Genomic DNA, 26,411 nt, shown 5'->3' on the forward strand with positions numbered 1-26,411 from the left:
CGGGTCCGTCGGTGGGCGGCAGCGGACATGCATTGCGTCCGGGGCGGTAAAATCGCGGTTTCCCTTCCTCTCTCGCGGCCAAGGCCGCTGCCGATGCCCACCATGCCCGATACCGTTCAACGTCCTAGCGGCCGCGCCGCCGATGCACTGCGCGACGTGCGCATCACACGCCACTACACGAAGCATGCCGAAGGCTCGGTGCTCGTCGAGTTCGGCGACACGAAAGTGATTTGCACCGCGAGCGTGGCCGAGCGCGTTCCCGAGTTCTTGCGCGAGCGCAACCAAGGCTGGCTCACGGCCGAATACGGCATGCTGCCGCGCGCGACGCACACGCGCAGCGATCGCGAAGCCGCCCGCGGCAAGCAGACGGGTCGCACGCAGGAAATTCAGCGCCTCATCGGGCGCGCGCTGCGCGCCGTGTTCGATCTCGAGAAGCTCGGGCCGCGCACGCTGCATATCGATTGCGACGTGATTCAAGCGGACGGCGGCACGCGCACGGCGAGTATCACAGGCGCATTCGTCGCCGCGCACGATGCCGTGTCCAAGCTGCTCGCCGCGGGCAAGATCGCGCAATCGCCGATTACCGACTACGTCGCCGCCATCTCGGTTGGGATCTACGAAGGCGTGCCTGTGCTCGATCTCGACTACGATGAAGACTCGCGCTGCGACACCGATATGAACGTCGTCATGACGGGTGCGGGCGGCTTCGTGGAAGTGCAAGGCACGGCCGAAGGCGCGCCATTCTCGCGCGACGAAATGAACGCGTTGCTCGAGCTCGCGCAGCAGGGTATCGGCACGCTCGTTGCCAAACAAAAGGCGGCCTTGCAGGGTACCGAAGGCGCCAAACGACAGTCGGCATTGGGAGTACGCGATGAGTGAATTGCCCGGCACGCGGCTCGCGCGCGTGGTGCTCGCATCCAATAACGCGGGCAAGCTGCGCGAGTTCGATGCGATGCTCGGCGCGGCCGGCATCGCGCTGATCGCCCAGGGCGAGCTAGGTGTGCCCGAAGCCGAAGAGCCGCATGTCACCTTCGTCGAGAATGCGCTCGCCAAGGCCCGCCATGCGGCGCGACTGACGGGCTTGCCCGCGTTGGCCGACGATTCGGGCCTGTGCGTGCGCGCGCTCGGCGGCGAGCCCGGCGTATATTCGGCACGCTTCGCGCAACGTGCCGGCGGGGAAAAAAGCGATGCGGCCAACAACGCATATCTCGTCGAGCGGCTGCGGGGGCAGGCCGACCGGCGCGGTTACTACTTCTGCGTTCTGGTCCTCGTGCGGCATGCCGACGATCCCGAACCGCTAATCGCCGAGGGGCGTTGGCACGGCGAGATTCTGGATGCGCCGCGAGGCGAGCACGGCTTCGGCTACGACCCCTACTTCTTTCTACCCGATATGAACGCGACGGCCGCGCAACTCGAGCCCGCCGTCAAAAACAGCCGCAGCCACCGCGCGATCGCGCTTGCCGCCCTATTGGCACGGCTCAAGGAGGAGCGATGATCGGCACGCGTGCCGGGGTCGTGCAGGCGTTCACCGCGCCAGGCGCGATCCGGCTCACCTCGCTTCCGCCGCTGGCGCTGTATGTGCACTTCCCGTGGTGCGTGCGCAAGTGCCCCTACTGCGACTTCAACTCGCACGAATGGAAAGGCGAGCGGTTCCCCGAGGACGACTACCTCGATGCGCTGCGCGCCGATCTCGAGCAAGCGCTGCCGCTTGTCTGGGGACGGCAGGTGCATACCGTGTTTATCGGCGGGGGGACGCCGAGCTTGCTGTCGGCGCGGGGGCTGGATCGTCTGCTCTCGGATGTGCGCGCGCTGCTGCCGCTCGACGCCGATGCGGAAATCACGATGGAAGCCAATCCCGGCACGTTTGAAGCCGAGAAGTTCGCGCAATTCCGCGCAAGCGGCGTGAACCGGCTGTCGGTCGGCATCCAGAGTTTCAACGAAGCGCATCTAAAAGCGCTCGGGCGCATTCACGACACGAACGATGCGCGCCGCGCGGTGGAAATCGCCGCTCGACACTTCGAGAACTTCAATCTCGATCTCATGTTTGCGTTGCCGACGCAAACCTTGGACGAATGCCGCGCGGACATTGAAACGGCGCTGTCCTTCGCGCCGCCGCATCTGTCGCTTTATCACCTGACGCTGGAACCGAACACCCTGTTTGCGAAGTTCCCCCCGGCACTGCCCGACGACGACGCGTCGGCCGACATGCAAGAGTGGATCCACGAGCGCACGGCTGCCGCGGGATATGGGCGGTACGAGGTGTCGGCTTACGCAAAGCCGAACCATCAATGCAAGCACAACCTGAACTATTGGCGCTTTGGTGACTACCTCGGCATCGGCGCCGGGGCGCATTCGAAGCTTTCGTTCGCGCATCGGATCGTGCGGCAGGCGCGCTATAAGCACCCCGCGACGTTCATCGAGCAAGCGCGCGCGGGCACGCCGGTTCAGGAAGAGCATGAGGTATCGGCGCACGATCTGCCGTTCGAATTCATGCTGAACGCCTTGCGGCTCGTGGAGGGATTCCCGGTGCATCGGTTCATCGAGCGCACGGGGCTGCAGATCACGGCGCTGGAGCGCGGTTTGCAAGAGGCCGAGCGGCGGGGCCTGATCGAGCGCACGTTCGAGAAAATCACGCCGACGCCGCTGGGGCAGCGTTTCTTGAACGATCTGCAGGCGTTGTTTTTGGACGAGAAGGAGACTTGATCGACAGAGCGATGCGCGTTCGGATGCGGGCATCGCTTCGTTTTCGGGTTACAATCGCGCCTCTCGGAGGGCTGGCAGAGCGGTTGAATGCACCGGTCTTGAAAACCGGCAAGGCTTTACGGCCTTCGTGGGTTCGAATCCCACGCCCTCCGCCACCCCACCCGCTTATCGAAGTCATCCAAAGCAGAGGCCGTTAGCCGGCTTCTTGCTGCCCCGACGATCTGATTCATCCGAACGGCTTTAAGCTGCGTAAGGTGCCGGCAACCTGAGCTGGGGTCGTCACGCGGCCCACGCGCGCTTTGGCCTCTTCGAGTGCCTGGCGAAGATCCGGCAGCCGCTGACCGGCATCAGCTTCAATAGCCTTCGCGATTTTCTCGATGTTCATCACAATACCGCGCCGCGACTACAGGGAAACCTCCGCCGTCAGCGCATCCCATGGGGCACTCAAGCGACCATCTTCGCGAACAATAAGGCCAGCCCCCTCCAGGATCGCGACGTCTTCATGCACGCGCTTGTAATCGCGATCAAGCTCACGCGCCAACGCCTTGACGCTATCCGCACCGGTCCGATGCAAGTAGCGCAGTAACTCCAGTCGCTTCGGCGTAAGCGCTGTCATCATCTCTTCCAAGGAAAGAAACGTTACGTGCCGTTCCTCGAAATTCTCTCCCGCAGCGGCCCGCTCGAAAGCGGCCGAAAAGCGCTGGCCCATGTCCCGAGCGCTACCTACATGCGCAGTCAACTTGCTCATTTCACGCTCCTTTCTCGTTCGACGTCGTCCAGAAAATCCGCCACCATCCGCTCTGCGGTTGAGAACACGTACGGCTCCTCGTGGCTCCCATAGTGTCGATGATCGCCTTTACCCCGCTCGTTGTCATAACCGATCACCCGCCGGCCCTCTCGGCCATAAAATAGGCTGTACTTGAGGCCGTGAGGCCTTTCGGCGTCGCGCTCGGGTAATCGCCAAATACGCATTTCGAGGATGGCTCCGTCTGGATAGACGGTCCGATCTTCGAAGAGCAGCGTCGCTTTCTTTTTCATATGGCGTAGCATGCCATAATCCATTCTATGGCGTCAATCGCCATACACTCCTAGTCATGCCGGACCCCATCGGTCGCAACGCGAGCCACCTCCCGGACGATGCGTCGCCTAGCTGCTAAGCCACCCGCTAGCAAACTGCGAATTGATGGACGGCGTGGTGGGTACGTACCCCCCAAAACACTCGCCTACACCCTAGGAGCGTTTCGCACCCTGCCATACCGAACGTTTCGCAACACGGGTAACAAATTACGTTCATCGCCCTCTGGATTAGCCGTTCAATGCGCAAAATCGACGCGAATTAATATTTGCACAATGCGAAGGCGCATCGATCATTTGGCGCGTCAAGATTGGTTGCCATTGTCCTCGAAACCGCTATCCTCTCGCTGGATCGTGAGGAACATAGTTGCAGCGCGGCAAAATTTATCGTCGTTCATAATGACCTGGCAGAACCAGCTGGTGGAACCGCGGGTGCGGAGTATAAGTGTGTTGGTCCATTACTCGATGAGGTTGGTGCTTGATGCGGGTGGCAATTTGGGGCACATTAGCTGCTCTAGCGATAGCAACGAGCGTTCTGCAGTTATTAAGTAACTGGACATGATCTCGAATCACTACGACTGGGAACCCGGAAGTCCGCCGCCCACGATCCGAAGGCATAGCGAAGTCAAGCATGCCATCCTGCGGTCCTATCTAGTTGACTACTTTCTGACACTCGTCTCCTCGCCCGCGCAGGACCGAATCAGACTGACCATCGTAGATGGTTTCTGTGGCGGTGGCTGTTATTTGAATAGCATTGGAAAGAAAGTACCGGGGTCGCCCATTGTCATCCTTGAGGCGATGCGCGAGGCACAGGCAAAGCTGATGGAGCTGCAACAGCGCAGGAAGAAAATTGATTTCGACGTAGAACTCATCTGCATCGACGAATCTGCTGCAGCCATCGCCTACCTCCGGGATGAATTGCAGGACAGGGGATATGGCGGCGAACTCGTAGCGGGCAAGATCAAAACGCTCATAGGGACGTTCAAGCATTTGGCTCCACAGGTCATCCAGCGAGCGAGTGAGCGATCTCCGAAAAGCGGTCGAGCGATTTTTGTGCTAGACCAATACGGCTACAAGGCAGTTCCCCGAAGCTCGCTGGCATCAATATTTAACACACTCGAGCGCGCTGAGGTCATACTTACCTTCAACGTCGATTCGCTGATCAACTATCTTTCACCTCGCACGCTGGCAGCATTCGAACGATCGACGGGATTTGTTGGAGCGATAACGGCGGCGGACCTCGATCGGAGCATCCGAAGCCCGGGATGGCGTGTCCACATCCAGTCCAGCCTGTATTCGAACATTACCGGTGGATCAGGAGCCAACTTTTTCACGCCATTTTTTATCCGGCCCGAACGCGGTCACGGCGACTTCTGGCTCCTCCATCTGTCGCGGCACTGGAAAGCCCGTGACGTGATGGCGTCCGCGCATTGGCGCTACCACAACCACTTCGCGCACTATGGCCTGCCGGGATTCGATATGCTGCACACCGGCTACGCTGCCAAGCTGAATCCTGAGAATAGCTTTCAAGGCGCCTTCGAATTTGATGATCTTGCTAGGTCGACTAGCAACGAGGCCATGCTGTCGCAGATTCCGCCGATGCTCGCCGAACATCCCGACGGCATCCCTTTCGGCGTCTTCTTTCTGCAGAACATAAACACCACTCCAGCGACGCGAAAAATGATTCAGGACTCGGTTCTTGAGCTGGTGCGAGGAAAAGAGATTCACGTGGTAAGTGAAATCGGCCAGAAATGCAATGTGAGGACCGATCTGCGCGACGAGCACATTTTGCGGCTTCCCGCGCAGAAATCCTTCGTTTTCCGCTGAGGTCCGCTATATTCTTGGCCTCAGTATCGCTGAACTCGTTGCCATCGAAGCCGTAAGACATTGTTGAACCCACAACACACTCCTTGAGCACGATGGATAATTTCAGCATCCCGCCGGCATATCACGACCGAGAACAGGCCCTGGTAAAGCACCTGCTTCTCAAGTCTTACCTAGAGAAGCTGATGCTAATCATGGGGACTGCACAGCATCGGCCGGAAATGGAACTTTGTTACGTCGATTGTTTTGCGGGACCATGGCAGGACGACTCAGAAGCGATGGAATCCACATCGATCGCAATCTCACTGCGTACACTTGAAAACTGCAGGCAGCAACTCGCTAAGCTCGGGCACCAGGTGAAGATGCGGGCGCTCTATATCGAACAGAATGCGCGCGCATTTGCGAGACTCCAGCGATACTTGAACGCAAACACCCCGAACGCCATTGAATCCTCGTGTCTGAACGGAGATTTCGTACAAGTGAGAACCGAAATCCTTCGATGGGTCGGCAACGGGTCATTCTGCTTCTTCTTCGTTGATCCGAAGGGCTGGACGGAGGTGGCGATTTCCACGTTGCAGCCGCTCCTGCGACGCCCCAAGTCGGAGTTTCTGATTAACCTCATGTACGATTTCGTGAACCGTACCATGTCGATGGTGGATCGAAAAAACGACATGAGAGAGCTCCTCGGGGAAGAACTCGACCTCACGGGACTAAGTCCAAGGGACCGGGAGCGAAAAATCATTCAAACATACCGTCGCAACCTCAAGTCGCGCTTCCCCTCATCGAATCCCCGCTTCCCGCCCCGCGCAGCTCATGTCCAGGTGATGGACCCACAGAAAAACAGACCGAAATACCACTTGGTGTATCTCACCTCACACCCCAAAGGCGTCGTCGAATTTAAGGCGATCTCGGAGCCCGTGGAGAAGGTTCAGCACATGGTGCGTGTCGGGAAGAAGGTTTCGCGGAAAGAGCAGCAGACGGGAATGGGGGATCTGTTCGGCCCCGAGGGTTTCCTTGACCCCGACGCAGGACATGCCGGGGCGGGCGACGTCGACCGATTTTGGTGCACCTATCTGAAAGACGGTCCACGGACGATCGACCTCCATGCGTTCGCGGACATTCTCGAGGAAACAGACTGGTTCGAGTGTGACCTGCAAGCCTCACTTGTTCGTCTAATCGAAGCTGGGAAACTCACGAACCTGTCGGTGGACGCAAAGCGGCGCAAGAAGCGTCCGCTTCATTACCAAGGGCAGGGAGAGAAATTGCAATGGATCGGCCTCGACTGAGCACTAGCAGGCGTCAAGGAGCACGGCCGGCCAAACTGATTCTCGCAATCCAAAGCATGCGTTCCGCGGCGAATTTTGCACTTGCGATTTCGACGCCGCCAGACAACACATCTTTATCGCTTAAATGAGGTCTTGGGAAACTGGTCCCAGTGCCGTCCGAGCAGTACGCGTCCGGTCTTGCCTTTGCCGACCGCTGCAACAGACACTTCAGACTCGTCCTGTCGGAATATTTTAATTGGCGTACTCTTTCGCAAAGCTTCTGTAACGTACTCCAGCGGCGCCCAATGACCCCACTGTTTGAAATGGAACGGAACCTTTGCTGCGAAGCATTGCTGCTGAATATCCGCAGGCCATCGCGGATCCATCGGCCTTGAATGTGCGCCGGATTCACCGCCCGCGATTACCCAATCCACGCGGTTGCCCAATTGGTTTGGATGTAGAAAATCTGACAGGTCAATCGCTGACAGCAGCGGCTCGCAGGAAAGGAAGCGCACCGACGGTGAAGAGAACTGAAGGAGGTGTTTTATCCTCTTGTTCGCCGAAGCCTGGTTTTCTACCGTCGCTCCGAGCCAGACATTGCGAGGAAACTCGTAGCCGACGGGCAGCTGCTTGCGGACAAGGTGAATACGCTTGGTGAGCAGCAGCCAGTCTAGATTGGGGGTCTCGGCGATGAGATTCAAAAGCCGGAGGCGCGGCTCCCGGAGATCCTCTCTGTTCTCAAAGACGTCTGCCATCGAAGCGCAAAATACACGCCTGCGTACTCCGTCTTTTGCCGCGTCCCGATCCCAACGCAACGGTTCTTTCCAGTGAGACTCACTAAAGAACCGCCTCGGGGTTTGCGGGCCCCACAATCCTTCGCCTAGCCGCTTCGCCCACGTCTCTGCATAGCAGTTATCGCAGGCCGACGACACCTTGACGCAACCCCACCAAGGATTGAACGTGTGATGTGTCCATTCGATGCGAGAATCTTTGCCCATTGCTGATGACATGCTCCAGTTAGCGCGCCATTTTACCGGGACTGTACCAAGCGACAAGTTCGCAAGGAAGCACGCGCCAAATTCGTTTGGATATTCCACGTGGCCGTAATCCGCCGTACCCTTGTCTGCTCTTGATGCCCATCTGGGAATCGCGAATCGAATTGGTCACTGATCTTCTTCAAGCCACCGCTGGTAGTTCGAGATGCGGGATTACTGTACGTTTATACAGTAGCACAAGTTTTGAAAAGTGCTCCGATAGATGCGCGTCCTGACGCCCGATACTCGAAGGGAAGCAGTCATGCCCCGCCTAGTCTGTGAAGTAATTGCTCAAGCTCCAGTCATTGCGTCGACCAAACGAGTGCCGCTCCTATCGCCACACGATCCCCGCCCTGTCCCGCCAAAGGGCCCGATTGCTATGACGATGAATAGCGGGGCGCGCGGCAACGCGCAACTTATCATCTCTCCCCTAGCCGGTCCGCATCGTTGCGGAGGCATCTACCCGACGGTCGCCGCTCGAAGCAGCGCGAGCAGCGCGAGCAGCGCGAGCAGCGCAACATCGTAGCGTACTCGTACTGCCCCACGACCTGTTTGAGAGGCAGTCTCATTCCGCTCGCCCGCATCGCAGATCAGGCATCTGTCACTAGGCTAAGCCGTATCGAGTCGCAAACGACAGCCACTTCCGCGCCACAGGATGGCTCAAGAACAAACAAAGCCTTTCGTCCTGCGACGAAATCAGCCATGAGCTGATCGATTTGCTTTTGGTCCACCGTCGCATCGAAATCGTCTCTGCTGTCCACCCATCGTAACCACTGCCCGACCTCGGCCGCCGAGAAGTCGTACGTCGGCGAAATGAGAAGTCGTGAAACGACGTTCTGTTCGGCGAAGTCGACGACGCGCAGAGAGACTACACCCAGAAAACGGAAAGTCCCCGTCGTTCCGTCTACCCGCGCGAATCGGAGTAGCAGTTCCCGATCGGCCGGACGATGATCAATCCCGACCAGTTCGGCATCGTGGAATGTCGGCCGCTCGCCCTTGAACCCGATGACGTTTTGATAATTTTCGTTTTGCATCCTCGTACTCCGATTTCAGGTCAGGGAAGAATGGACATCGGTACCCCCGGCCCACGTTGTGACTTGCCAGTAAGCGGGTTGATTGCCCAGTTGTGTGCGTGTGGGATGCCTTGGCCGTGATCGTGGTCAAAATCGAAATCGACTGCCGGGTTGCCGTCACCGCCGTACAAACGCATTTGGCCGCTGCCGGGGTTCGTGTACCACGTACCCGGTTCGCCAGTATTTGGCGTTTTCGCGATTTTGAACGCACCATCGATTGGAGACTCGTCAGAGTACTCAAATGGTTGCGCACCTGCGAGAGGCGTCGACGGCCCTGCATCGAGGGCGGCCGCATCGCCCGGCGTGCTACCGATAACGCTCTGGATGTAGTTGATTAGATCGTCAGCGCTGACGTCGTCATAGCGCTGCAGCCAAGAGTAGGACTTGGGGCCAGAAATCGCGTCGTTCAACAGCGCGGGCGAGCCGCTTCCACCTGCCGCCATCTCGGCGAATGACTGACGCGAAGACGCTATCGCACCGCCTTGGCCAGTCGTCTGAGGACCACCACTGAAACCACCGCCCATACGCGTCGCCGCACGCTCGATCGCAACCGTGACTTTGCCGTTTGTCACAGCCGACGGAAGCAAAGCACTTGCATCGCTCGAATTCACTCCGGGAGGGTTGTATCCCATGTGAAGTCGGAGGTGCCAGAGGTAATCGCGCTCCTGATGGATGGAACGTGCTCGCGGCCAGCGTCGTAGAAATTCCTCGGCGTCCCGCTGTTGCTTTGCCGACACGATTCCCGAGACTGCACGTTCGGAGAGAACGGCTTGTTCGCCAAAACCCAAGTCAATTTTGACCGAGGCCATCGATCGGTCTTCTCCTTATGTGTAACGGAATGGGCCGCCATCGTAGCACCAGCCTCGCGAGACAAGCCTGTACATTCAGCATCGCTCTGTACGCATCGTCCCGATCCACGACTATCGGTTAGCGGCTCATTTGCGACTAGCTGATACATGCAACTTTCTGGCCGTGGGACTAGGACGAAAAACCACGATATCGATGTTCGCCACGCTACGGCCCGAAGCCGTACACGAGCCGACTTGCATGCATCTGTTCTGGGATCGTCACACGGTCGACGCGCGCTTCGGCCTCTTCGAGTGACTGGCGAAGATCCGGCCGCGGCTCACCAGCATCAGCCTCAATAGCCTTCGCGATTTTTTCGATATTCATCACAGTACCTTTCGGATGCCTTGGGAAGCATATTTTCACGTTCGGCCTTTGCGTAGACCTCCAGATTATGAATTTAGGACGTTCGGCCTCGGACCAAGTGCGCTCGGCTTGTTATTTGGTCGTTTTAACTTCCTTGTTTCGGTGGCCTTCGCCTTGCGATACGCGCCCAAAAGGCTCCGGCGCGGCGGCGAAGACGTCATTCGATATAACTTCAACCGTGGCGGGCACATAGACTCCGACCCTGCTTAGAGTTAGGTTGCCCTCACGTTCGGCCCTGAGTGCACGCAGGCCCTGCTTCAGTTCAGCGAAGAGATTCCGCAGCGTGCGTAACGGTGATACGTTTACTGTCCCCTCCCCGGCACAATCGTTGCGCCCCTTTCTCCGAGACCGGCTCCGCGCCGCCGCGCCTCTCACGCGCTGGCCTCATTTTCGGAGAAACGAATATGGCGTCCGAATCGAACTCTGCCCTGCCCCAATTCGACCGTCCCTTCCGCTTGTTCGCCGCCGACGCTCGCGTCCTCGCGCAAAACCCCGCGGGTAAGGTCATCGATATCGGCGAAATCGCTTGCCAGCCCGACGGCCCGTGCCGCATCGCCCTCGACGTCGACGCCCTCGATTCCGGGCCGCAGCGCGATGCGCAAGCTGCCCTCGAAGCCCTCGTCCCGCTGCTGACCTACGACTACCTCGACGGACTCTTCACCAGCGAAGCCGACGCGAAGTTCGAAGGCCGGATCGATGCGCTGCCGCATCTCGAATTCACGTTGCCCGAGACAGTGCCGCGCGAACTCGTCGACCGCCGGCCGCCCGAACTGTTCTAGCGCCTCGATGACATAGCGGATCATCGATGCGCATTCATCACCTGAACTGCATTTCCACGTGTCCGCTATGCGGGCGTCTCTTCAACGGCGATAGTCGCTCGCTCTTCGAGCGTGGGCTGCTAACTTGCCATTGCCTTCTCGTTGAAACCGAAGCAGGCCTCGTCCTCGTCGATACGGGTTTCGGCCTACGCGACGTTGCGGATCCGCGCTCGCGCCTGAGCCGCTTCTTCCTCGCGCTGGTCAAGCCGGATCTACGCGAAGAGATGACGGCGATCCGGCAAATCGAGCGGCTCGGCTACGACCCGCGCGACGTCCGGCACATCGTATTGAGCCATCTGGACTTCGATCATGCCGGCGGCCTCGACGACTTCCCGCATGCGACCGTCCATTTGCTGCAGATGGAACGCGACTATGCGATGCAGCAACGAACCTGGATGGATCGGCAACGCTTCCGCCCTCAACAATGGTCGACGAGGGACAAATGGCGCGTCTATCCGTCGACGAGCGGAGACGATTGGCACGGCTTCTCCCACGTGCGCGCCCTCGATTCCATCACGGACTCGATTCTCATGGTCCCCCTGCGCGGGCATACCTTCGGGCACGCGGGCATTGCCGTACAAAGCGAGGGCGGTTGGCTGCTCAACGCGGCCGATGCCTATTTCGACGCAGGCGAAATGCAAGCCCAACCGACTTGTAAACCGGGGCTGAGGCTTTATCAGTGGATGCTCGAAAAAGATCGCCACGCCCGCCTGCGTAATCAAGCCGCGCTGCGCCGCACCGCGCTCGGGTCTCACGGCATACAGGTCTTTTGCAGCCACGATCCGAGCGAGTTCGAGCGGTTGGCCGGGCGTCCGCCGTCCGTGCCGGCGACGGGCGTACGCGGCGCCTAGGGACGCTAGCGCGCCTTGCTCGCGAGCAGCGACTGCGCCATCCGCAAGTGCTCGGCGCCGGCCGGCGCGTTTTTCGCGGCGAACGCCTTCACGTCGGCGTCTTCGCCCGCTTGGGCCTCGCTTTCGTACAGACTGTTTCCCATTCGATGGATGTTGACCTGGGCAAGCAAATACTCGCGGTCGAATAGCTGACCGTTCAAATGCGCCAACTCCTCATAGAGCGTGCGGTTCGCCGGGTCCATCGCCTTGATGAGCTTGACGTGCTTGCGCTCGGCCAGTTGCGTCAACTCGTCGTTGATGCCCGTATGTTCCTGCGCGAGACGATGGCCATAGGCTCGCACAGCCGGATCACCCGCCTGATGCTCCGCAAGCTCGGCCATATCGACCTCGGCTGTTCCCACGCTAGCGGCGGTCAGCATGAATTGCTGATCCACCGGCGTGACCTCGGCGCTCGATTGAAGCAGCGAGCACCCAGCCGCGATCAACGCGGCCAACCCGGCCGCGGCGGACGCGTGACGACATTTCGAATTGAGCATCGCCCGTCTCCCTTCATGAGATCGCCGCACCCTGCCCGAATTGCCGGCGGCTGCCAACAACCTTGCATACCGAATGCCCGAAGAAGCCGCCCGCACGCGAATTACCGGCTGCTCGATCGACAGCCGTGAGACGGCATGACCGGCATGACCATTGCTGCCCCTTCAGCGGAAATCTCCCTTGCGCCATGACCACTGAACCTCGTCCCGCACGCCGGTCCGCTCCCGCGCCCGAAACGGATCCGGACCAACAGCCCAATACGCTCGACGAATGCCGGCGCTGTCCGCTATGGCACGACGCGACCCAAGGCGTACCGGGGGCTGGGCCGACACACGCACCGATCATGATGGTCGGCGAACAGCCCGGCGACAGCGAGGACCGAGCGGGCGAGCCGTTCGTCGGCCCCGCCGGACGTCTTCTCGACGACGCATTGGGCGAAGCGGGCGTCACGCGCCGCGCCGTGTTCGTTACGAACGCCGTCAAACACTTCAAGTGGGAACCGCGCGGCAAGCGCCGCATGCACAAAACACCGGCACAACGCGAAGTGGATGCCTGCCACTATTGGCTCGAACGCGAGCTGACGCAGATAGCGCCCAGCGTCGTCGTCGCGCTCGGCGCGACGGCGCTAAAAGCCTTACTCGAAGATTCGCACGCGCGGCTACAGGAGCACTTCGGGAAAATCACTCGCCACAACGGGCGCGCGATCCTCGCAACCTGGCATCCATCCTATGCGTTGCGCGCGCCCGATCCCGACACGCGCCAGCGGGTCTACCGCGATATCGTCCGCACTCTCGCGCATGCGAAACGCATTGCTCACGTCGACCCACCCGACAGCGACGACGGCTAGCATCAGCGGACAAGAAGCACGCGCCGCGAACCGTAGCGCCGCAGTCCGAATTTGCGCGCAGATACGACCGCGGTGTGCCGGTCGGCGCGACCATGCCCTACCGCGTCGTTTCCATGACCGGCGCAGCCTCGCCGATATGCGGCGACCTCGCGCTGACGCGGCGGTCGTTCACCACCGAGGACATCGTTATGACTGATCCCGTCGTACGCGTCACGAACAACGCCAGCCTGCCTGTGTGCATCTCGCACGATCCGAATTGGGACGATCAAGTGCTCTTCATCAACGATCGCCGGTTGAAGCAGACACGCTGCCTTTCCACAGGCACCCGTGCCGATGTCGGCATGCGTCTCGATGGCGACACCGCGCCGGACGAAAATTTGATGGGCGTTATTTTCGCCGATGCAAAGGACGTCGAAACCGGCAAAGCGGGCTTCTACCAGGCAACGATCGGTCATCACCGGAACACGGGCCTGCTCTCCGTAACCGATGAATCGAGCTTCGGTTCGCCCTCGTTGAAGTACACCGTTACGGGTCAGACAAGCTCATCGCTCGACCTCGAGTTCGTCGACGCATAAGCCTCGAACGCAAGGGTGTCGGCGCCGCGCCTCGGTGCCGACGTTCCCGGCGCAGGTCTTCCTCGGGCGAACGATCGCCTATTTGAGCAATCCTAATTCAATCGCTTTCACCCCCGCCGCACGGCTCGTATTCACCCCTAATTTCGTTCTAATATTCGCCAAATGAAAATTGATTGCCGATTGAGAGCAATCGAGAATCGTGGAGATTTCGGAGGCTGTTTTACCAAATACCCACCATTTCATGATTTCGGCTTCTCTAGGCGTGAATTTCGGCAGTATCGAAGCAAAGAAACGCTCGACGTGCGGCAGCGCGGTTTCCATCGCGATGTCGCGCACCCAACCGAGCAGCGCCAGTTGAGCCACCGCCTCGGTCCTAGCCGCCGCGGTATCGGCCCTGCTCGCAAAACTCAGCATACCGGTCTTGCAGCCTGGACCGTGCAAGGGCAACAACACACCCCAACGCAAGCCGCCGTCGTGCACTTGGTCGAATACCTCGCGCGCACGGGGCTCGGCATACCATTCCTCGCCCCAGACCGCGGGGCTCGCGTGCGCGCAAGCATAGTCGAGCAACGGACACGCCCTCGCCGTTCTTCCGTTTCGATAGAGCCGCACGATGCTCGGCGCACAGTTGCTTCGCACGAATGCGTCGTCGCGGTGCAGGCCACCGCCCGGCAGCAGCACGAATGTCGTGTAGTCGAAGCCCGCGCCACGCCCCGCGCTGGCAAGGGCATCGAACCAATCGGACAGCGTCGCCGCATGGCGCAGCCGCGCGATCGCTTCGTCGATGGAATCGAAAGGCACACACCCCGCGTGATGACGTCGTATCGAATCATGTGTCGCTAGCATTATTTATCGACCACCTCGATTAATGCATTAATGACGAATTCAAGAAAAGGTTACCGAATAACTAACGGCTTTACAAAAGAGTTGATAAGTGTTTTTCTCCGTATATGAGACGACCGCGCGCGACCGATTCAGTTCGATCTCAATCGCCGCGCGCCTCTCATGAGGAGTTTTTGTGAAAAATCGTCAATCGCCCGCGGCGTTGCTTGCGTTGATTGCGGCCGTCGCCTATAGCTTCATCCCGTGCTTCGCCCGCGCGAGTCCCCCATCCGCTTCGCCCGCCGATGCCGGCGTTTTATCCCCGCATACCGGGTCGCCTCAGCGGCGAGCGGCCGTTGCCGGGTTGGCGGCACTCGTGGCGCGCTTGCCTGAGTCGGCCTCGGGTGCAACAGGCATACGGCGGATTTTCGGAATCGCCGACGATCGAACGCTCGAGCACGCCACCGTCGGCGAAGGATTCGAAACCTATTTCATCGATCCAAAAGCGCTGCTGGCGGGCAAGCTTCTTGGCGACAGCCTGTATGGCAGCAACGAATGGCGCTTCATCGTCATGGCGAACGGCGAAGGCGTCGGGCTCATCACCGTGGCGCCCCTGAACGGCGCCTGGATCATGGTCGAAGCCGGTGCCAACGCGCTCGCCCGCGAAACGGCATCCGTCGCCGCGCGCTACGAACAACAAACCCCCAGGCCTGCTCTGCGCTTCGTGAGAAGCCCGCAAGCCGTCGCGGACTTCATCGAAGTGCGTCCCGCCGGGACCACCGACGCCAAGAGCAAAGGCATCCAGCCCGCGTATGTCCCATTGATGAGCGCCCGTAGCACCGTGGCCGATGTCGCCGCCCCCGCCGCAGCCCTATCGGACGCTCAACTCGACGATGCATTGCGGCAAAGCGTCGGGCGCGGAATGCGCGATATCCGCGTGGGCCATTGACCAGCGCGCCGCATCAGGAGAGTTCTCGTGAACATCGCAATCGCCGCCCGCGTATGGGGCGGTCTCGTCATCGGCACGGCCGCCGCGCTCGTCCCCGCGAGCGCTCAGCAGATCGACCTGCCGCCCGTCACACAGCAGCATAGCGAGTGGTGTTGGGCCGCCGATGCGAACGCCGTGCTCAGCTATCGAGGGATATCGAGTTCGCAGTGCAGCATCGTCAATTGGGTCGACGCGATCGGGTATGCCTGCAACACCGCGCCATTCGATTGGAACAGCGGCGCGAATTCGCCGAACACGTTGAGCGGCACCACCGGCATCAGCGGGATTCTGTGGTCCCTCGGCCGGCGCGACACGCACTACTACGACGCGCCCATCGCGTTCGACACAGCGATGGCGAGCATCGATCAGGGCGAGCCCATTGTCGTGCTCTGGACCTGGCCGAACGGCGGCGGTCATTTCATCGTCGTCGACGGCTACGATAAACGCTACGGCGCGCTTTACTTCATGAATCCATGGCCCGGCGAAGGTCCCGGTTACGGCGATTACAACTGGATGCTCGGCGGCTCGGGAAACATGGGCACGCACACGTGGGCCGAATCGCTGATCGTATATTGACGGGCCCTTTGACTCGCTGGCCCCCACGGACCCGGCGCACAGACGCGATCGCCCCATTTCTGCAACGCTTGTAGACATGCGTGCGCGGCGGCGGCGCCTCACGCGCGCGCTGTGGGCATGCGCACGATGACCGCGTAAATCGGGATGCGAGAACGAGCCGCATTGTCTACGCTGGAGATACATCGCCTCGCGCTCGACCCAACTACAGCGCGCAAGTTACCTCGTGAGCCGCCATGCCCCTCGATCTCGTGCGTCACTCCGCGTCGCGCACCCGCGGACTCCCGTATCTGGCCGCATGCGCCGCGCTGCTCGCCGCATCGGCCTGCACATTCACGCCGCCGACCCGGCCCTCCGCCGCCACGCTGCCCCCGCCCGCCGCCGTCAATAGCGTGACGCTCGACCAATATCGCGAGGCGGTGGCGCGGCGGATTGCCGAACGCAGTCCGTCGTATATCGAAAAGCACGCGCCGCAAGCGATGCTGCGCTCGCTCGTCGTCGTGGCGTTCACGATCGATCGCAACGGCAAACTCGTCCGCTCGTCCGTCTATCGCACGAACGGCGACGACGAAGCCGAAGCTACCGCGCTCGCCACCTTGCGCCGCGCGGCGCCGCTTCCCGAGCCGCCGGCCAAATTACTGAACGGCGTCGGTCAAGTCGAGATGATGGAAGACTGGCTGTTCAATGACGACGGTAAATTCCAGTTGCGCGAACTCGCGGCGCCGCAAGCGCTGACGTTCGATTGAGGATTGTTCCTCCGCCCGCGAGCATTGGCGCGCTTCGCGCACGCTAGTTATAATTTCCCGCACCGCGCAGCCGGACCTCCCGGCCACGCTCGCGGCGAGCTCCCTACCCGGCGGCTCGCCGATGAGTCCGACGCCGCCTCGCCCGCGCCATTCGCGCGCCCTTGCTTGTCGAATCGCATTTTTCGTTTTTTCTCGCCGTCTGCGTCGATCGCTCGTGCTTTGATACGGTCGCGCACTCGTGCCGTTACACCCGGATTCAACCTCGGACGCCGCCCGCGCTCGCGTGCGGCCGTGCGCCCACCATAACCATCGGAGACCCTCCATGTCCGCTTCGACGTCATCGCCCGCCGTGACTCCCGAGTCCGACGCTGCGAACGCATCGAGCCGCACGCGTATTGTGTTCGCCAGCTTCATCGGAACGGCGATCGAGTTTTACGATTTCTACGTCTATGCCACGGCCGCCGCACTCGTCATCGGTCCCGTATTCTTTCCGCATGGGTCAGCCACGGCGCAGGCGTTGTCGGCCTTCGTCACGTTCGGCATCGCGTTCATCGCCCGCCCGATCGGCTCTTTCTTGTTCGGCCACTTCGGCGATCGCATCGGCCGGAAATCGACGCTCGTCGCCTCACTGCTCGTCATGGGCTTGTCCACCACGCTGATCGGCTTTTTGCCCGGCTATGACAGCCTCGGCTCGTTGGCCCCCATCCTGCTGTGCGTCTTGCGCTTCGGACAAGGCATCGGGCTCGGCGGCGAATGGGGCGGTGCCGCGCTGCTCGCTACCGAGAACGCGCCCGCGGGCCGTCGCGGATGGTTCGGCATGTTTCCGCAACTCGGGCCGTCGGTGGGATTTCTCGCATCGAACGGCTTATTCTTCGCGCTCGCACTCGGCCTGTCCGACGCGCAATTCCGCTCTTGGGGCTGGCGCGTACCCTTCATTTCGAGCGCGGTGCTGGTCGCGCTCGGCTTGTACGTGCGCCTGAAAATCGCCGAAACACCCGCGTTCCGTGCCGCCATCGCACGGGCCGAACGCGTGCGCGTGCCGCTTGTCTCGCTGCTTGCGCATCACGGCCGCGCGACGCTCACCGGTTCGTTCGCGATGGTCGTCTGCTACACACTGTTCTACATCTCGACCGTATTCACGCTGTCCTACGGCGTATCGACGTTGCATATCCCACGGCAAAGCTTCCTCGGCATGCTCTGCTTCGCGGTCTTGTTCATGGCGCTCGCCACGCCGCTCGCCGCGTGGGCCAGCGATCGGTTCGGGCGGCGCCCCGTGCTGATCGCGGGAACGATCGCGGCGATCGCATCGGGCTTCGCCATGGCGCCGCTCGTCGGCAGCGGGTCGCCGGCGCTGATTACCGCGTTTTTGACGCTGGAGTTGTTCCTGATGGGGACGACGTTCGCACCGATGGGCGCGCTGCTGCCCGAGCTTTTCCCAACGGCCGTGCGCTACACCGGCGCCGGCGTCTCGTACAACCTGGGCGGTATCCTCGGCGCCTCGGTCGCGCCCTACATCGCGCAGATGCTCGCCGCGCGCGGCGGCTTGGCGTGGGTGGGCGGTTACGTGTCGGTGGCGGCAGCCATCAGCCTCATCGCTGTACTGGCGATGCGTGAAACGCGCGACGTACCGCTCACCTGAAGCATCAGGGCTCGCGCCGGCTCCGCACCGATTGCACATTCGCCTGCACGCGAGCGAGCCGGGCGCCCGGCGCGACGCTTGGGACCCTGTCGCGCCGCGCCGCCGCGATGCGCGCCAGCATCCATAGCGCCGCGATGGCGAGCACGTCGCCGAGCAGCCGCGCGAATAGATGCGTATCCGCGCCGGCGAGATGAAGGGCGCTATCGACGGCGATCGACACGACCGTACCGCCGACGAAACACACGAGCCCCTGCTTGCCGATCGTCACGAGCGCGGGCAAGCGCTCGGCCAATGTGCGCAGCCAGCCGAGGCGAGCCGCTTGCGCGCACAACCATGCCAGCGCAAGAAAACTCACGATCCGCACGCTGGCCAAATCCTGCTTCATATAGCCAGGCGACGGGTGACTATCGATACAAACCTTCACGAACGTAAATGCTAGCGCCAGGCCGAACGCCGCGCCCGTGAGCGCGCGCCCGGCGCTGGAGACCTGCATCTGCGTGGGCACGGGATGCAGGCGACAGAGCAGCCCCAGCATGAACAACAACTGCCAAGCGAACGGATTGAACGGCCAATCCGCCACGCCGGGCAGCATCTTCGCGAGCCACGGCGCGCCGAGCCACAGCGCGAGGCTAACCGTAAAAAACGCGACAGGCATGCGTCGCGCGAATGGCACGACGACCGAAACGCTTAGCGCATAGAGCAAATACATCGGCAAAACCGCGGACAAAAACGGTTGCCGCCGTAATGTCGCGATTTGCGCAAGGCCTTCCAACGGATGGCGCGCGAAGTCGGCCCAGCCCGTTTCCGCCACGATCAGTTGCGCGATGGGCAACCGCGAAACGATCGCACCAGACACGAGCATCAATGCGGCCGTGAGCAGATACGCGCGATAGATCTCCCAAGCGCGCTTGAGGAACCGGCGACGCGCGGCCTGCTCGCCTCGGCGCGCCGCGATGTTCGTATAGCCCGAAGCCGACGCATAGCCGCCGAGGAACACGAAAACCTCGGCCGCGTCGCAATAGGCATAGTTGTGCAGCATGACGTGCGAGAGCACGCTTGCGGAAATATGGTCGATGGCGATCGCGATCAGCGCCATGCCGCGTAGCAGATCGACTTCGATCGACCGTCCGGCGGACGAACTCATTGACAGCACCCCTTTCTCGGTAGCCGCTCTCTTCGGCCCTCCGTTGTTGGTGCAACCCGGCTGCGAAAAATTCCTCGATTGAACGGATTTCTTACATACCGGGATACTTGCCCTCGTGCGAGCACTTTCGACGCATCGGGATTTTTCCCGGCTTGCTCACGCGAAGCGCGTCTCTATACTGGGCTCGACGTACGTTGTAACGTCATTTCTCGCAATCATCCGCCCAGGGGACGACGATGGATATTCGCATCCACAACGCCGATATCGTGGCCATCCTCGCGCTCGCATTGCTCCTCGCATTACTGCTGGCGATTCGTTTCCGGCCGCAGAGTTGGGTTGCAATCATCGTGGAGGCGATACTCGCGAATGCCGCGGCATTCGCCGCGGTCATCGCCGTCGAAACGCTCCTAGCTTGACGCGAATCGCGGCTGGGCCGCGGCCGTTTGCTCAACGCTCGTAGTAATAGCCGTGGTGGTACCCGCCGTAATAGCCGTAGTACCCGGGTGCGGGTGCGATCACACAGCCGCCCAATAGCAATGCAACGAGCGCGCCTGCGAGCCAAAGTCCTTTCGAGCGTTTCATGTGCTTCTCCTGTCGTCGTTGTTCGTCGATTCGACGGCGATGTCGAATGAATGCGATTGAACAGCACGACAGGCAGGCCCACCGTTGCAATTTGTAAGCAACGCGCGGTCATTATTACAGCGCGTGCCCTACCGCGTTGCGCGTTTATTGCCGGACGGCCTAGAGACCGTTTCGGCGGCAATACCCCGCCACACATTTAACAGAGTGGTAATCGAGTGAACCGGGGGCCGGACAAAAACGAAGGCGCGGCGCCCACCGGGACGCCGCGCCTCGATTGGAGCGCTGGCCTAACGGCCAGCGGTGCCTCGTTAGGCTTGGGGGATTTCGATCTTCACCTCGAGCACCTCGAGATCGTCTTGCCGCTCCAGACTGACGCGGATGTCGTCGTCGGAAATCTTCACGTACTTCGAAATCACGGCGACGAGCTCGCGCTGCAACGCGGGCAAGTAATCGGCGGGCGGATGACCGCCGGCACGCTCGTGCGCGATGATGAGCTGCAGGCGTTCTTTCGCCACCGCCGCAGACTTCTTCTTCTCGCCGAGCAAGAACGACAAAATGGACATAACGAGCGCCCTCCTTAGCGAGTGCCGAAGAGGCGCTGCAACAGGCCCGGCTTCTGGTAATCGGTGAAGCGCAACTCCTTGTCCTCGCCGAGGAAGCGCGCCACGACGTCCTTGTACGCTTCTGCTACGTCCGTGCCGTCCATGTGGACGGCCGGCAGGCCTTGGTTCGACGCGTGCAGCACCGCTTCCGATTCCGGCACGACGCCGATCAAGTCGATACGCAGGATTTCTTGGATATCCGACAGCGAGAGCATTTCGCCTTCGCTGACGCGCTTTGGGTTGTAACGCGTGATGAGCAGATGCTCCTTCACGGGCTCCTTACCCTCGATGGCGCGCTTCGTCTTCGACGACAGAATGCCGAGAATGCGATCGGAATCGCGCACGGACGACACTTCGGGATTCGTCACGACGAGCGCTTCGTCGGCGAAGTGCATCGCGAGCAGCGCGCCCGATTCGATACCGGCCGGCGAGTCGCAGACGATATAGTCGAAGCCCATCCCCGCCAGATCGTTCACGACCTTCTCCACGCCTTCCAGCGTCAGCGCATCTTTATCGCGCGTTTGCGAGGCCGGCAGGATGAATAGGTTTTCGCACTTCTTGTCCTTGATCAGCGCCTGATTCAAGTTCGCTTCGCCTTGAATCACGTTGATGAAATCGTAGACGACGCGGCGTTCGCAACCCATGATGAGGTCGAGATTACGCAGGCCGACGTCGAAGTCGATCACGGCCGTTTTATGGCCGCGCAGCGCGAGGCCCGACGCGAAGCTCGCGCTCGTGGTGGTTTTGCCCACGCCGCCCTTGCCCGAGGTCACTACAACGATTTTCGCCATTTCCCCTTACCCTGTATTCGTCAAATTCGTCCATTGAATCGACGCGCCCGGCGCGTCGCCGCACGGCTACGCCTTACGTGAGCCGAAGCGGTTCGATCATCAGTTTTTCGTCCGACAGCCGGATTTGCACCGACTTGCCGATGACATCGGCCGGCAGCGGATTCTCCGTCGTGCGATAGATGCCGGCGATCGAAATCAGTTCCGGCTCCAGGCACGTGCAGAAGATCCGCGCATCGTGATTGCCGTGCACACCCGCCAGCGCGCGGCCGCGCAGCGGGGCGTAAATATGGATGTTGCCCTCGGCGATAACTTCGGCGCCGTAGCTCACGAGACCCAACACGACGAGGTCGCCTTTCGCATAGACTTGCTGCCCCGAACGCAGCGGCTTGTCGACGATCAGCGTTTGCGAGGCAGGCGCCATGCGAACGCTCGGCTCGGCCGCCGGGGCGGCTGCCGCCTCCGCCGGCGCTGCTGCTTGCACGCCGCCTGAGTCGCCTATCCCTACGGCCGTTTCCGCTTTTCCCGCCGCGCCCCGCCGGTCGCGCGCCTCGACGATCGGCAATCCGCCCGCGCTTGCCCATTCGCGCTGCGCTTCAGCCGCGACGACGCCGATCGGCCGCATGCGCACGCCATCGAGCAACTGCGCGATATCGGCGATCGAGGCACGCTCGCTCTCGCCGAGGCGGCGCACGTCGATCGTGACCACTTCGCCCGAGAAGAACTCCGGGGTTGCCTCGAAACGGCGCGTCAACTCATTCTTGAGCGCATCGAGGTCCGTGGTCTTCACGACGAACTGAAGCGCATCGACGGTGCCGCTGCGAAGTTCGAAGAAAGGCGTTTTGTTCAGCGACATGGGGCGTTACGGCAAAAAATTTTGCGTATTTTACAGGGGTCCACGCCATGGGCCAGAAAAATTGCTTGCACATGGCGATGCGCGACGCATGCGTCGCGTGGACGCAGCATCGCCCAATCAGGACTGAGCCCGGTTAGCGGGAAGCGATTTGCTCCGGCTTGACGCTGCGCACGAGCAACGTCTGCCATTCCGTGGGCGTGCGGGCAACGGGTTGATGCTCGCCCGTGGGACCGTAGCCGAGCGCTTCGTAAAAACGCATGGCGGTGCGGTTGGCATCGGCTACCCAGGCGTAGATTTCGGTGGCGCCCCGCTCGGCTAGCCACGCGGTGGCCGTGTTGACGAGCAACTCGCCGCCGCGCAAATGGCGCACCGCCGGCGCCACCCAAAGGGCGCAGACGAACGGCTTACGTTCGGCGGTCTCATCGAAATAAGCCCCGATGAGTCCCGCGGGATGACCTTCGGTATAGAGGATGAAGGTGGCCGAATTTTCGGAGCTGGCATAGCGCGCCGCGGCTGCGTCGAATGTTTCGGTCCGCTCGGAGAGCGCTTCCTCCAGCGTCTCGGCAAAGGCGTCGGGCGCATCGCGCAGCGACGCGACGCGCAACTCCCGAAACGTTGCGCCCTGATCTGCGGCGATACGGCGAACAGTCAGCGATGAACTCATGAGACTCCGATTTTCGCGGATGGGTGGCTAACGCGTAGCTTCGTCCGAACCGGCGGGCGAGTCAAACCTTGTATTTAAGCGAGAGATCGATGAGGCGTCCACCGTCCCCCATTGTGCAGAGCACAAAAGCGTGCGATCCGGGCAATGGTTCGGGGTCCTCAGCATCAGGACGCCGCGTCGCGAGAGGCCGAGTAGATGCCGGGACGCGCGATCTCCATAAACTTTTCCGGACTGCCTAGCGCTTGAAAACCGAACGGACGATACAGTTCATGGGCATCGCTCGTCACGAGCAAGATTCGGCGCAGGCCCGTAAGCAGATGGGATTCGAAGATATGGCCCATCAACGCGCGCCCGTATCCATGCCCGCGGTACTCGGGCAGAACGAAGACGTCGCATAGATACGCGAAGGTGGCCATATCGGTCACGAGCCGGGCGAAGGCCACTTGTTTATCGCCGACGTAGCCGCCGAAGCAAAGCGAGCCTTCGATGGCACGCTCGACAGTCTCTTTGGGGATGCCTTTCGACCAGTACGCGTGATCGCGCAGGAACGCGTGGATCATGTCGATGTCGAGCGCGCGTTTGTCGCTCGAAATACGCAAGCTGTCGTTTGCCATATCGTCCATAGGTTGAGCGCCGTTCGACAACTTGGGCTGAGTCGAACGGCGTGAAGACGATTATCGCAAATCAGCGGCAGCCGGCAGGCCTGCCGCGATACGACTTCCGCGAAGTTAGGCGGCTGCGGCTTGGTTGAGGTCGAACTCGAGCTTCCCGACGAAACTCTCCATCGTCGCTTCGCCGAGATCGACGGCCTTCGCTCCGCCTCCTGCAACGATCGTCACATCGGTGATTCCAATGACGCTCAGGATCAACTTCAAATACTGGCTCGCGATGTCGCGATCGCGGATCGGCGAGCCTTCCGTGTAAATGCCTCCCGATGCCAGCAGCACGGTCGCCCTTTTACCGGAGAGCAATCCTTTGCCGTCGAAACCCAAGGTCACGCCCTTACGCACGATGTGATCGATCCACGCCTTGAGCGCGGCAGGAACGTTGTAGTTGTAGACCGGCGTGGCGATCGCGATATGGTCGGCGCCGAGCAATTCGGCGATCAGTTCGTCGGATAAGCGCAACGCCTCCTTCATTGCGGGCGACTGTTGCTCGAGGGGCGTGAAGTAGGCGTGCAACCAAGGCGCGGTGACGAAGGCTAGGTCTGTTTCCGCGAGATCGCGTTTGACGATCCCACCGCCCGGATGGGCGGACTGCCACCGTTCGACAAAGCGGCGCGTCATATTGCGTGAAATCGACGAATCTCCACGAGGACTGGTTTCAACGACGAGTAGGTTAGTCATGGGTTTGCTCTTCGCTTGTTAAGTGAGTTTGCACGCGTGATATTGGCGGCCTGTATCCTTCTGCGGAAGAGATAAAATTCCGATACTTTCAATCGGTTTTTATGATTTATGTCGCTCGGCAGTCTTAGTCTCGATCAGTTGCGCGTGCTCGTGGCGATTGCCGACACCGGCAGTTTCTCCGCCGCCGCGCGTCAGCTTCGGCGTGCGCAATCGGCAATTAGTCAGGCTGTCGCCACCCTGGAGCAATTGCAAGACGTTCGCTTGTTCGATCGCAGCGGTCATCGGCCGCGGTTGACGGATATCGGAGAAGTACTTGTCGAGCAGGCACGTCTGGTATTGGCCAGTGCCGCTCGATTCGAGGCGGTCGCCGCGAGCAATCGGTCCGGGCTGGAGGCCGAGCTTGCCGTTGCGATCGATCCACTAGTGCCGACCGCTCCACTCATCGAGAGCCTGCACGCACTACGCGCGACTTATCCCGACCTTCCGGTGAGCTTCTCGACCGAGGGGCTTGGCGGTGCGTTGCGTCGTCTGCGTAACGATTCGGCGGCGCTGGCGATTTGTTTGCTGCTTCCCGCCGCGCCGGAGGACATCGTCGCGTATCCGCTGCTGCGCATCGACATGATTCCGGTGGTCGCGCGCGAACATCCGCTGGCCTCGCTTGGGAGGCCGGCAACGCCAAGCGATCTCGAGCCGCATGTCCAACTCGTGCTTTCGGACCCGGTTGAACCGAATGGGGCGTCGTATGGGTTATCGAGCGCGAGATTATGGCGTTTCGTCGACGTGGGCCGGCGGCTGGATTTTCTTCGGGCCGGCTTCGGATGGTGCCGAATGCCGGGACACCTCGTCGAGGAATCGATTGCCGCCGGGCAGCTCGTTCGGATCGAGATCGAGGACGACCCGACGCCTCGCGATGGTTTGACGATTTATGCCGCTCATCGCCGCGACCGCGCGCCAGGCGTTGCGGGGCGGTGGTTGCTTGAGGAGCTCAAGCGGCGTTTGTGCGATTGACGTCGGATGCGCTATGGGAGGGCCACTCGAATTATCGGTGGCTCCGCCCATGCTTCTCCCTTGGAACTCGACGTGATTTCGTTTTGACTACTGGCGACGCGCCTTCAGCGATTTCCTCGCGGACCCTGTTCACTTAGTCGTTTTACCTCTCGGCGCAGCCGTCGATTATCGGTAAACAGCGCAATAAACACCACGACGCCGAGAATCAGCGAACTCCACTCGCCAGCAACATGCCCAAAGGCCCAGGCCAGCAACGCAAGCCCCAGTGAGACCGCGACCAACGCCGTACGGTCTTTCCACCACTCAGCAGAGCCGAATTTCATAGTCACCTCGTCGCTGTCAAAACTGGCGAATCGCAAACCAAGGCAGTATGCGCGTAAGCCTGTCTGCCGGGCGCGCTTTGGTCGAAAATCTCCGGATGACACATGATGTGGTGGGCCAACTGCGGAGATACGCGAATGCCCGTGTCCCCTTGAAAACGTAGCAACGCTGCTCCGTTCCTCGCGGGAGAAGAGCCGCAGCTAGTATATTTGGTCATCGCGACCATGGTGCTGCCGATCGCTGCGCCCGTGTAGAACGAGGCATAGATCGCACCGCCTACAAGCAGTTTTTCCGGTAACGTGGTTGCGCCGACTAGCTCAGCGACCGTCGCCCCCTTACCTAACTTATCAACCGCCGCCACAAGCGCACCGAGCTTGGTCAATATGGTTACCTGGGTGCCATACCAACTCGTCGGCACGTCGAGGCCCAGCGCTTCCATATTTGTCTTGTACGCCTGAAAAAATCCAGCGGCACCGCATTGCATTGGCATAGAAAGTTCCTCGGAAATATCTTGTTATTGGT

The 26,411-nt window shown here is 60.9% G+C and carries 34 protein-coding genes and 1 tRNA gene; 16 read left to right on the forward strand and 19 right to left on the reverse strand.

The window, feature by feature from the left end:
- Positions 1–102 precede the first annotated feature (102 nt).
- The 4 genes from rph (at position 103) to DXT59_RS04270 (ending at position 2,858) form a co-directional block, all read left to right on the forward strand.
- Positions 103–879, forward strand: coding sequence for a ribonuclease PH (gene rph / locus DXT59_RS04255; RefSeq protein WP_116135674.1), 777 nt, complete (start codon positions 103–105; stop codon positions 877–879).
- Positions 872–1,495, forward strand: a complete 624-nt coding sequence (gene rdgB, locus DXT59_RS04260) for an RdgB/HAM1 family non-canonical purine NTP pyrophosphatase (RefSeq protein WP_116135675.1) — start codon at positions 872–874, stop codon at positions 1,493–1,495. Before rph ends, rdgB begins: the two co-directional genes overlap by 8 nt.
- Positions 1,492–2,703: a radical SAM family heme chaperone HemW gene (gene hemW / locus DXT59_RS04265; RefSeq protein WP_116135676.1), complete on the forward strand. Its 1,212-nt coding sequence runs from the start codon at positions 1,492–1,494 to the stop codon at positions 2,701–2,703. Before rdgB ends, hemW begins: the two co-directional genes overlap by 4 nt.
- Positions 2,704–2,768: 65 nt before the next feature.
- Positions 2,769–2,858: transfer RNA gene (locus tag DXT59_RS04270), tRNA-Ser, on the forward strand.
- Between the two features lie 71 nt (positions 2,859–2,929).
- Here the strand turns inward: DXT59_RS04270 and DXT59_RS04275 are convergent.
- The 3 genes from DXT59_RS04275 to DXT59_RS04285 are packed head-to-tail and all read right to left on the reverse strand — an operon-like array spanning position 2,930 to position 3,753.
- Complete coding sequence (locus tag DXT59_RS04275; protein WP_240324391.1) at positions 2,930–3,088, reverse strand: hypothetical protein; 159 nt, start codon at positions 3,086–3,088, stop codon at positions 2,930–2,932.
- Positions 3,089–3,106: 18 nt separating this feature from the next.
- Complete coding sequence (locus tag DXT59_RS04280) at positions 3,107–3,451, reverse strand: HVO_A0114 family putative DNA-binding protein (protein WP_116135677.1); 345 nt, start codon at positions 3,449–3,451, stop codon at positions 3,107–3,109.
- Positions 3,448–3,753, reverse strand: coding sequence for a toxin-antitoxin system TumE family protein (locus tag DXT59_RS04285; protein WP_240324392.1), 306 nt, complete (start codon positions 3,751–3,753; stop codon positions 3,448–3,450). Before DXT59_RS04285 ends, DXT59_RS04280 begins: the two co-directional genes overlap by 4 nt.
- Positions 3,754–4,335: 582 nt before the next feature.
- Here DXT59_RS04285 and DXT59_RS04290 point away from each other — a divergent pair.
- The gene (locus DXT59_RS04290) at positions 4,336–5,604 is read left to right on the forward strand and encodes a three-Cys-motif partner protein TcmP (protein WP_116135678.1); all 1,269 of its coding nucleotides are present in this window, start codon (positions 4,336–4,338) and stop codon (positions 5,602–5,604) included.
- 92 nt (positions 5,605–5,696) lie between these two features.
- The gene (tcmP, locus tag DXT59_RS04295) at positions 5,697–6,887 is read left to right on the forward strand and encodes a three-Cys-motif partner protein TcmP (RefSeq protein ID WP_162877940.1); all 1,191 of its coding nucleotides are present in this window, start codon (positions 5,697–5,699) and stop codon (positions 6,885–6,887) included.
- A gap of 113 nt (positions 6,888–7,000) precedes the next feature.
- Here the strand turns inward: tcmP and DXT59_RS04300 are convergent, their stop codons facing one another.
- From DXT59_RS04300 to DXT59_RS04315, 4 genes are all read right to left on the reverse strand, one after another.
- A complete protein-coding gene (locus DXT59_RS04300; protein ID WP_116135680.1) occupies positions 7,001–7,864 on the reverse strand; it encodes a DUF5131 family protein in 864 nt (287 codons plus the stop codon).
- Positions 7,865–8,490: 626 nt separating this feature from the next.
- The gene (locus DXT59_RS04305; RefSeq protein WP_116135681.1) at positions 8,491–8,934 is read right to left on the reverse strand and encodes a hypothetical protein; all 444 of its coding nucleotides are present in this window, start codon (positions 8,932–8,934) and stop codon (positions 8,491–8,493) included.
- A 20-nt stretch (positions 8,935–8,954) separates the two neighbouring features.
- Positions 8,955–9,782, reverse strand: coding sequence for a hypothetical protein (locus tag DXT59_RS04310; protein WP_116135682.1), 828 nt, complete (start codon positions 9,780–9,782; stop codon positions 8,955–8,957).
- Positions 9,783–9,987: 205 nt separating this feature from the next.
- Positions 9,988–10,146: a hypothetical protein gene (locus DXT59_RS04315; protein WP_240324393.1), complete on the reverse strand. Its 159-nt coding sequence runs from the start codon at positions 10,144–10,146 to the stop codon at positions 9,988–9,990.
- A gap of 443 nt (positions 10,147–10,589) precedes the next feature.
- On the opposite strand from DXT59_RS04315, the gene DXT59_RS04320 reads away from it, so the two are divergent.
- Both DXT59_RS04320 and DXT59_RS04325 read left to right on the forward strand, forming a co-directional pair.
- Entirely contained in the window at positions 10,590–10,964 is a 375-nt protein-coding gene (locus DXT59_RS04320) for a hypothetical protein (protein ID WP_116135683.1), read from the forward strand.
- A 26-nt stretch (positions 10,965–10,990) separates the two neighbouring features.
- Positions 10,991–11,854 carry an MBL fold metallo-hydrolase gene (locus DXT59_RS04325; protein ID WP_116135684.1) on the forward strand — a complete coding sequence of 288 codons (864 nt, stop codon included), beginning with the start codon at positions 10,991–10,993 and terminating at the stop codon, positions 11,852–11,854.
- Between the two features lie 5 nt (positions 11,855–11,859).
- Here DXT59_RS04325 and DXT59_RS04330 read toward each other — a convergent pair whose 3' ends face one another.
- Positions 11,860–12,390, reverse strand: a complete 531-nt coding sequence (locus tag DXT59_RS04330) for a DUF4142 domain-containing protein (RefSeq protein WP_116135685.1) — start codon at positions 12,388–12,390, stop codon at positions 11,860–11,862.
- A gap of 185 nt (positions 12,391–12,575) precedes the next feature.
- On the opposite strand from DXT59_RS04330, the gene DXT59_RS04335 reads away from it, so the two are divergent.
- Complete coding sequence (locus tag DXT59_RS04335; protein WP_116135686.1) at positions 12,576–13,235, forward strand: UdgX family uracil-DNA binding protein; 660 nt, start codon at positions 12,576–12,578, stop codon at positions 13,233–13,235.
- Between the two features lie 188 nt (positions 13,236–13,423).
- Positions 13,424–13,810, forward strand: a complete 387-nt coding sequence (locus DXT59_RS04340) for a hypothetical protein (RefSeq protein WP_162877941.1) — start codon at positions 13,424–13,426, stop codon at positions 13,808–13,810.
- Positions 13,811–13,888: 78 nt separating this feature from the next.
- Here DXT59_RS04340 and DXT59_RS04345 read toward each other — a convergent pair whose 3' ends face one another.
- Positions 13,889–14,611: a helix-turn-helix transcriptional regulator gene (locus DXT59_RS04345; RefSeq protein WP_162877942.1), complete on the reverse strand. Its 723-nt coding sequence runs from the start codon at positions 14,609–14,611 to the stop codon at positions 13,889–13,891.
- A 217-nt stretch (positions 14,612–14,828) separates the two neighbouring features.
- Here DXT59_RS04345 and DXT59_RS04350 point away from each other — a divergent pair, with 217 nt between their 5' ends.
- From DXT59_RS04350 to DXT59_RS04365, 4 genes are all read left to right on the forward strand, one after another.
- Complete coding sequence (locus tag DXT59_RS04350) at positions 14,829–15,581, forward strand: hypothetical protein (RefSeq protein WP_116135689.1); 753 nt, start codon at positions 14,829–14,831, stop codon at positions 15,579–15,581.
- Between the two features lie 27 nt (positions 15,582–15,608).
- Positions 15,609–16,196 carry a C39 family peptidase gene (locus tag DXT59_RS04355; RefSeq protein ID WP_162877943.1) on the forward strand — a complete coding sequence of 196 codons (588 nt, stop codon included), beginning with the start codon at positions 15,609–15,611 and terminating at the stop codon, positions 16,194–16,196.
- Positions 16,197–16,429: 233 nt separating this feature from the next.
- The gene (locus DXT59_RS04360; RefSeq protein ID WP_116135691.1) at positions 16,430–16,939 is read left to right on the forward strand and encodes an energy transducer TonB family protein; all 510 of its coding nucleotides are present in this window, start codon (positions 16,430–16,432) and stop codon (positions 16,937–16,939) included.
- 322 nt (positions 16,940–17,261) lie between these two features.
- Positions 17,262–18,578 carry an MFS transporter gene (locus DXT59_RS04365; protein ID WP_116135692.1) on the forward strand — a complete coding sequence of 439 codons (1,317 nt, stop codon included), beginning with the start codon at positions 17,262–17,264 and terminating at the stop codon, positions 18,576–18,578.
- A gap of 4 nt (positions 18,579–18,582) precedes the next feature.
- On the opposite strand, the gene DXT59_RS04370 is transcribed toward DXT59_RS04365, so the two are convergent.
- Positions 18,583–19,722, reverse strand: a complete 1,140-nt coding sequence (locus tag DXT59_RS04370) for an OpgC domain-containing protein (protein WP_116135693.1) — start codon at positions 19,720–19,722, stop codon at positions 18,583–18,585.
- 236 nt (positions 19,723–19,958) lie between these two features.
- Between DXT59_RS04370 and DXT59_RS04375 the strand changes: the two genes are divergently transcribed.
- The gene (locus tag DXT59_RS04375) at positions 19,959–20,138 is read left to right on the forward strand and encodes a hypothetical protein (protein ID WP_116135694.1); all 180 of its coding nucleotides are present in this window, start codon (positions 19,959–19,961) and stop codon (positions 20,136–20,138) included.
- Positions 20,139–20,169: 31 nt separating this feature from the next.
- On the opposite strand, the gene DXT59_RS31420 is transcribed toward DXT59_RS04375, so the two are convergent.
- From DXT59_RS31420 to DXT59_RS04405, 7 genes are all read right to left on the reverse strand, one after another.
- On the reverse strand, positions 20,170–20,304 hold the full coding sequence (locus DXT59_RS31420; RefSeq protein ID WP_275895761.1) for a hypothetical protein: 135 nt from the start codon (positions 20,302–20,304) through the stop codon (positions 20,170–20,172).
- 308 nt (positions 20,305–20,612) lie between these two features.
- Positions 20,613–20,867 (reverse strand): cell division topological specificity factor MinE, encoded by a 255-nt coding sequence (gene minE / locus DXT59_RS04380; RefSeq protein WP_102608594.1) that lies wholly within the window; start codon positions 20,865–20,867, stop codon positions 20,613–20,615.
- 14 nt (positions 20,868–20,881) lie between these two features.
- A complete protein-coding gene (gene minD, locus DXT59_RS04385) occupies positions 20,882–21,697 on the reverse strand; it encodes a septum site-determining protein MinD (RefSeq protein ID WP_116135695.1) in 816 nt (271 codons plus the stop codon).
- A gap of 73 nt (positions 21,698–21,770) precedes the next feature.
- A complete protein-coding gene (gene minC / locus DXT59_RS04390) occupies positions 21,771–22,550 on the reverse strand; it encodes a septum site-determining protein MinC (protein WP_116135696.1) in 780 nt (259 codons plus the stop codon).
- Positions 22,551–22,683: 133 nt separating this feature from the next.
- On the reverse strand, positions 22,684–23,214 hold the full coding sequence (locus tag DXT59_RS04395) for a GNAT family N-acetyltransferase (protein ID WP_116135697.1): 531 nt from the start codon (positions 23,212–23,214) through the stop codon (positions 22,684–22,686).
- A gap of 164 nt (positions 23,215–23,378) precedes the next feature.
- Positions 23,379–23,837, reverse strand: coding sequence for a GNAT family N-acetyltransferase (locus tag DXT59_RS04400; RefSeq protein ID WP_116135698.1), 459 nt, complete (start codon positions 23,835–23,837; stop codon positions 23,379–23,381).
- A 105-nt stretch (positions 23,838–23,942) separates the two neighbouring features.
- Positions 23,943–24,560 (reverse strand): FMN-dependent NADH-azoreductase, encoded by a 618-nt coding sequence (locus DXT59_RS04405; RefSeq protein ID WP_116135699.1) that lies wholly within the window; start codon positions 24,558–24,560, stop codon positions 23,943–23,945.
- Between the two features lie 108 nt (positions 24,561–24,668).
- Here DXT59_RS04405 and DXT59_RS04410 point away from each other — a divergent pair, with 108 nt between their 5' ends.
- Positions 24,669–25,568, forward strand: coding sequence for a LysR family transcriptional regulator (locus tag DXT59_RS04410; protein ID WP_116135700.1), 900 nt, complete (start codon positions 24,669–24,671; stop codon positions 25,566–25,568).
- A 104-nt stretch (positions 25,569–25,672) separates the two neighbouring features.
- Here DXT59_RS04410 and DXT59_RS04415 read toward each other — a convergent pair whose 3' ends face one another.
- Together DXT59_RS04415 and DXT59_RS04420 are read right to left on the reverse strand one after the other, a co-directional pair.
- Complete coding sequence (locus DXT59_RS04415; protein ID WP_240324394.1) at positions 25,673–25,891, reverse strand: hypothetical protein; 219 nt, start codon at positions 25,889–25,891, stop codon at positions 25,673–25,675.
- A 2-nt stretch (positions 25,892–25,893) separates the two neighbouring features.
- Positions 25,894–26,328, reverse strand: a complete 435-nt coding sequence (locus tag DXT59_RS04420; protein WP_240324395.1) for a hypothetical protein — start codon at positions 26,326–26,328, stop codon at positions 25,894–25,896.
- Positions 26,329–26,411: the final 83 nt, after the last annotated feature.

It is taken from the genome of Trinickia diaoshuihuensis (genome assembly GCF_003390925.1).
Taxonomy (GTDB): domain Bacteria; phylum Pseudomonadota; class Gammaproteobacteria; order Burkholderiales; family Burkholderiaceae; genus Trinickia; species Trinickia diaoshuihuensis.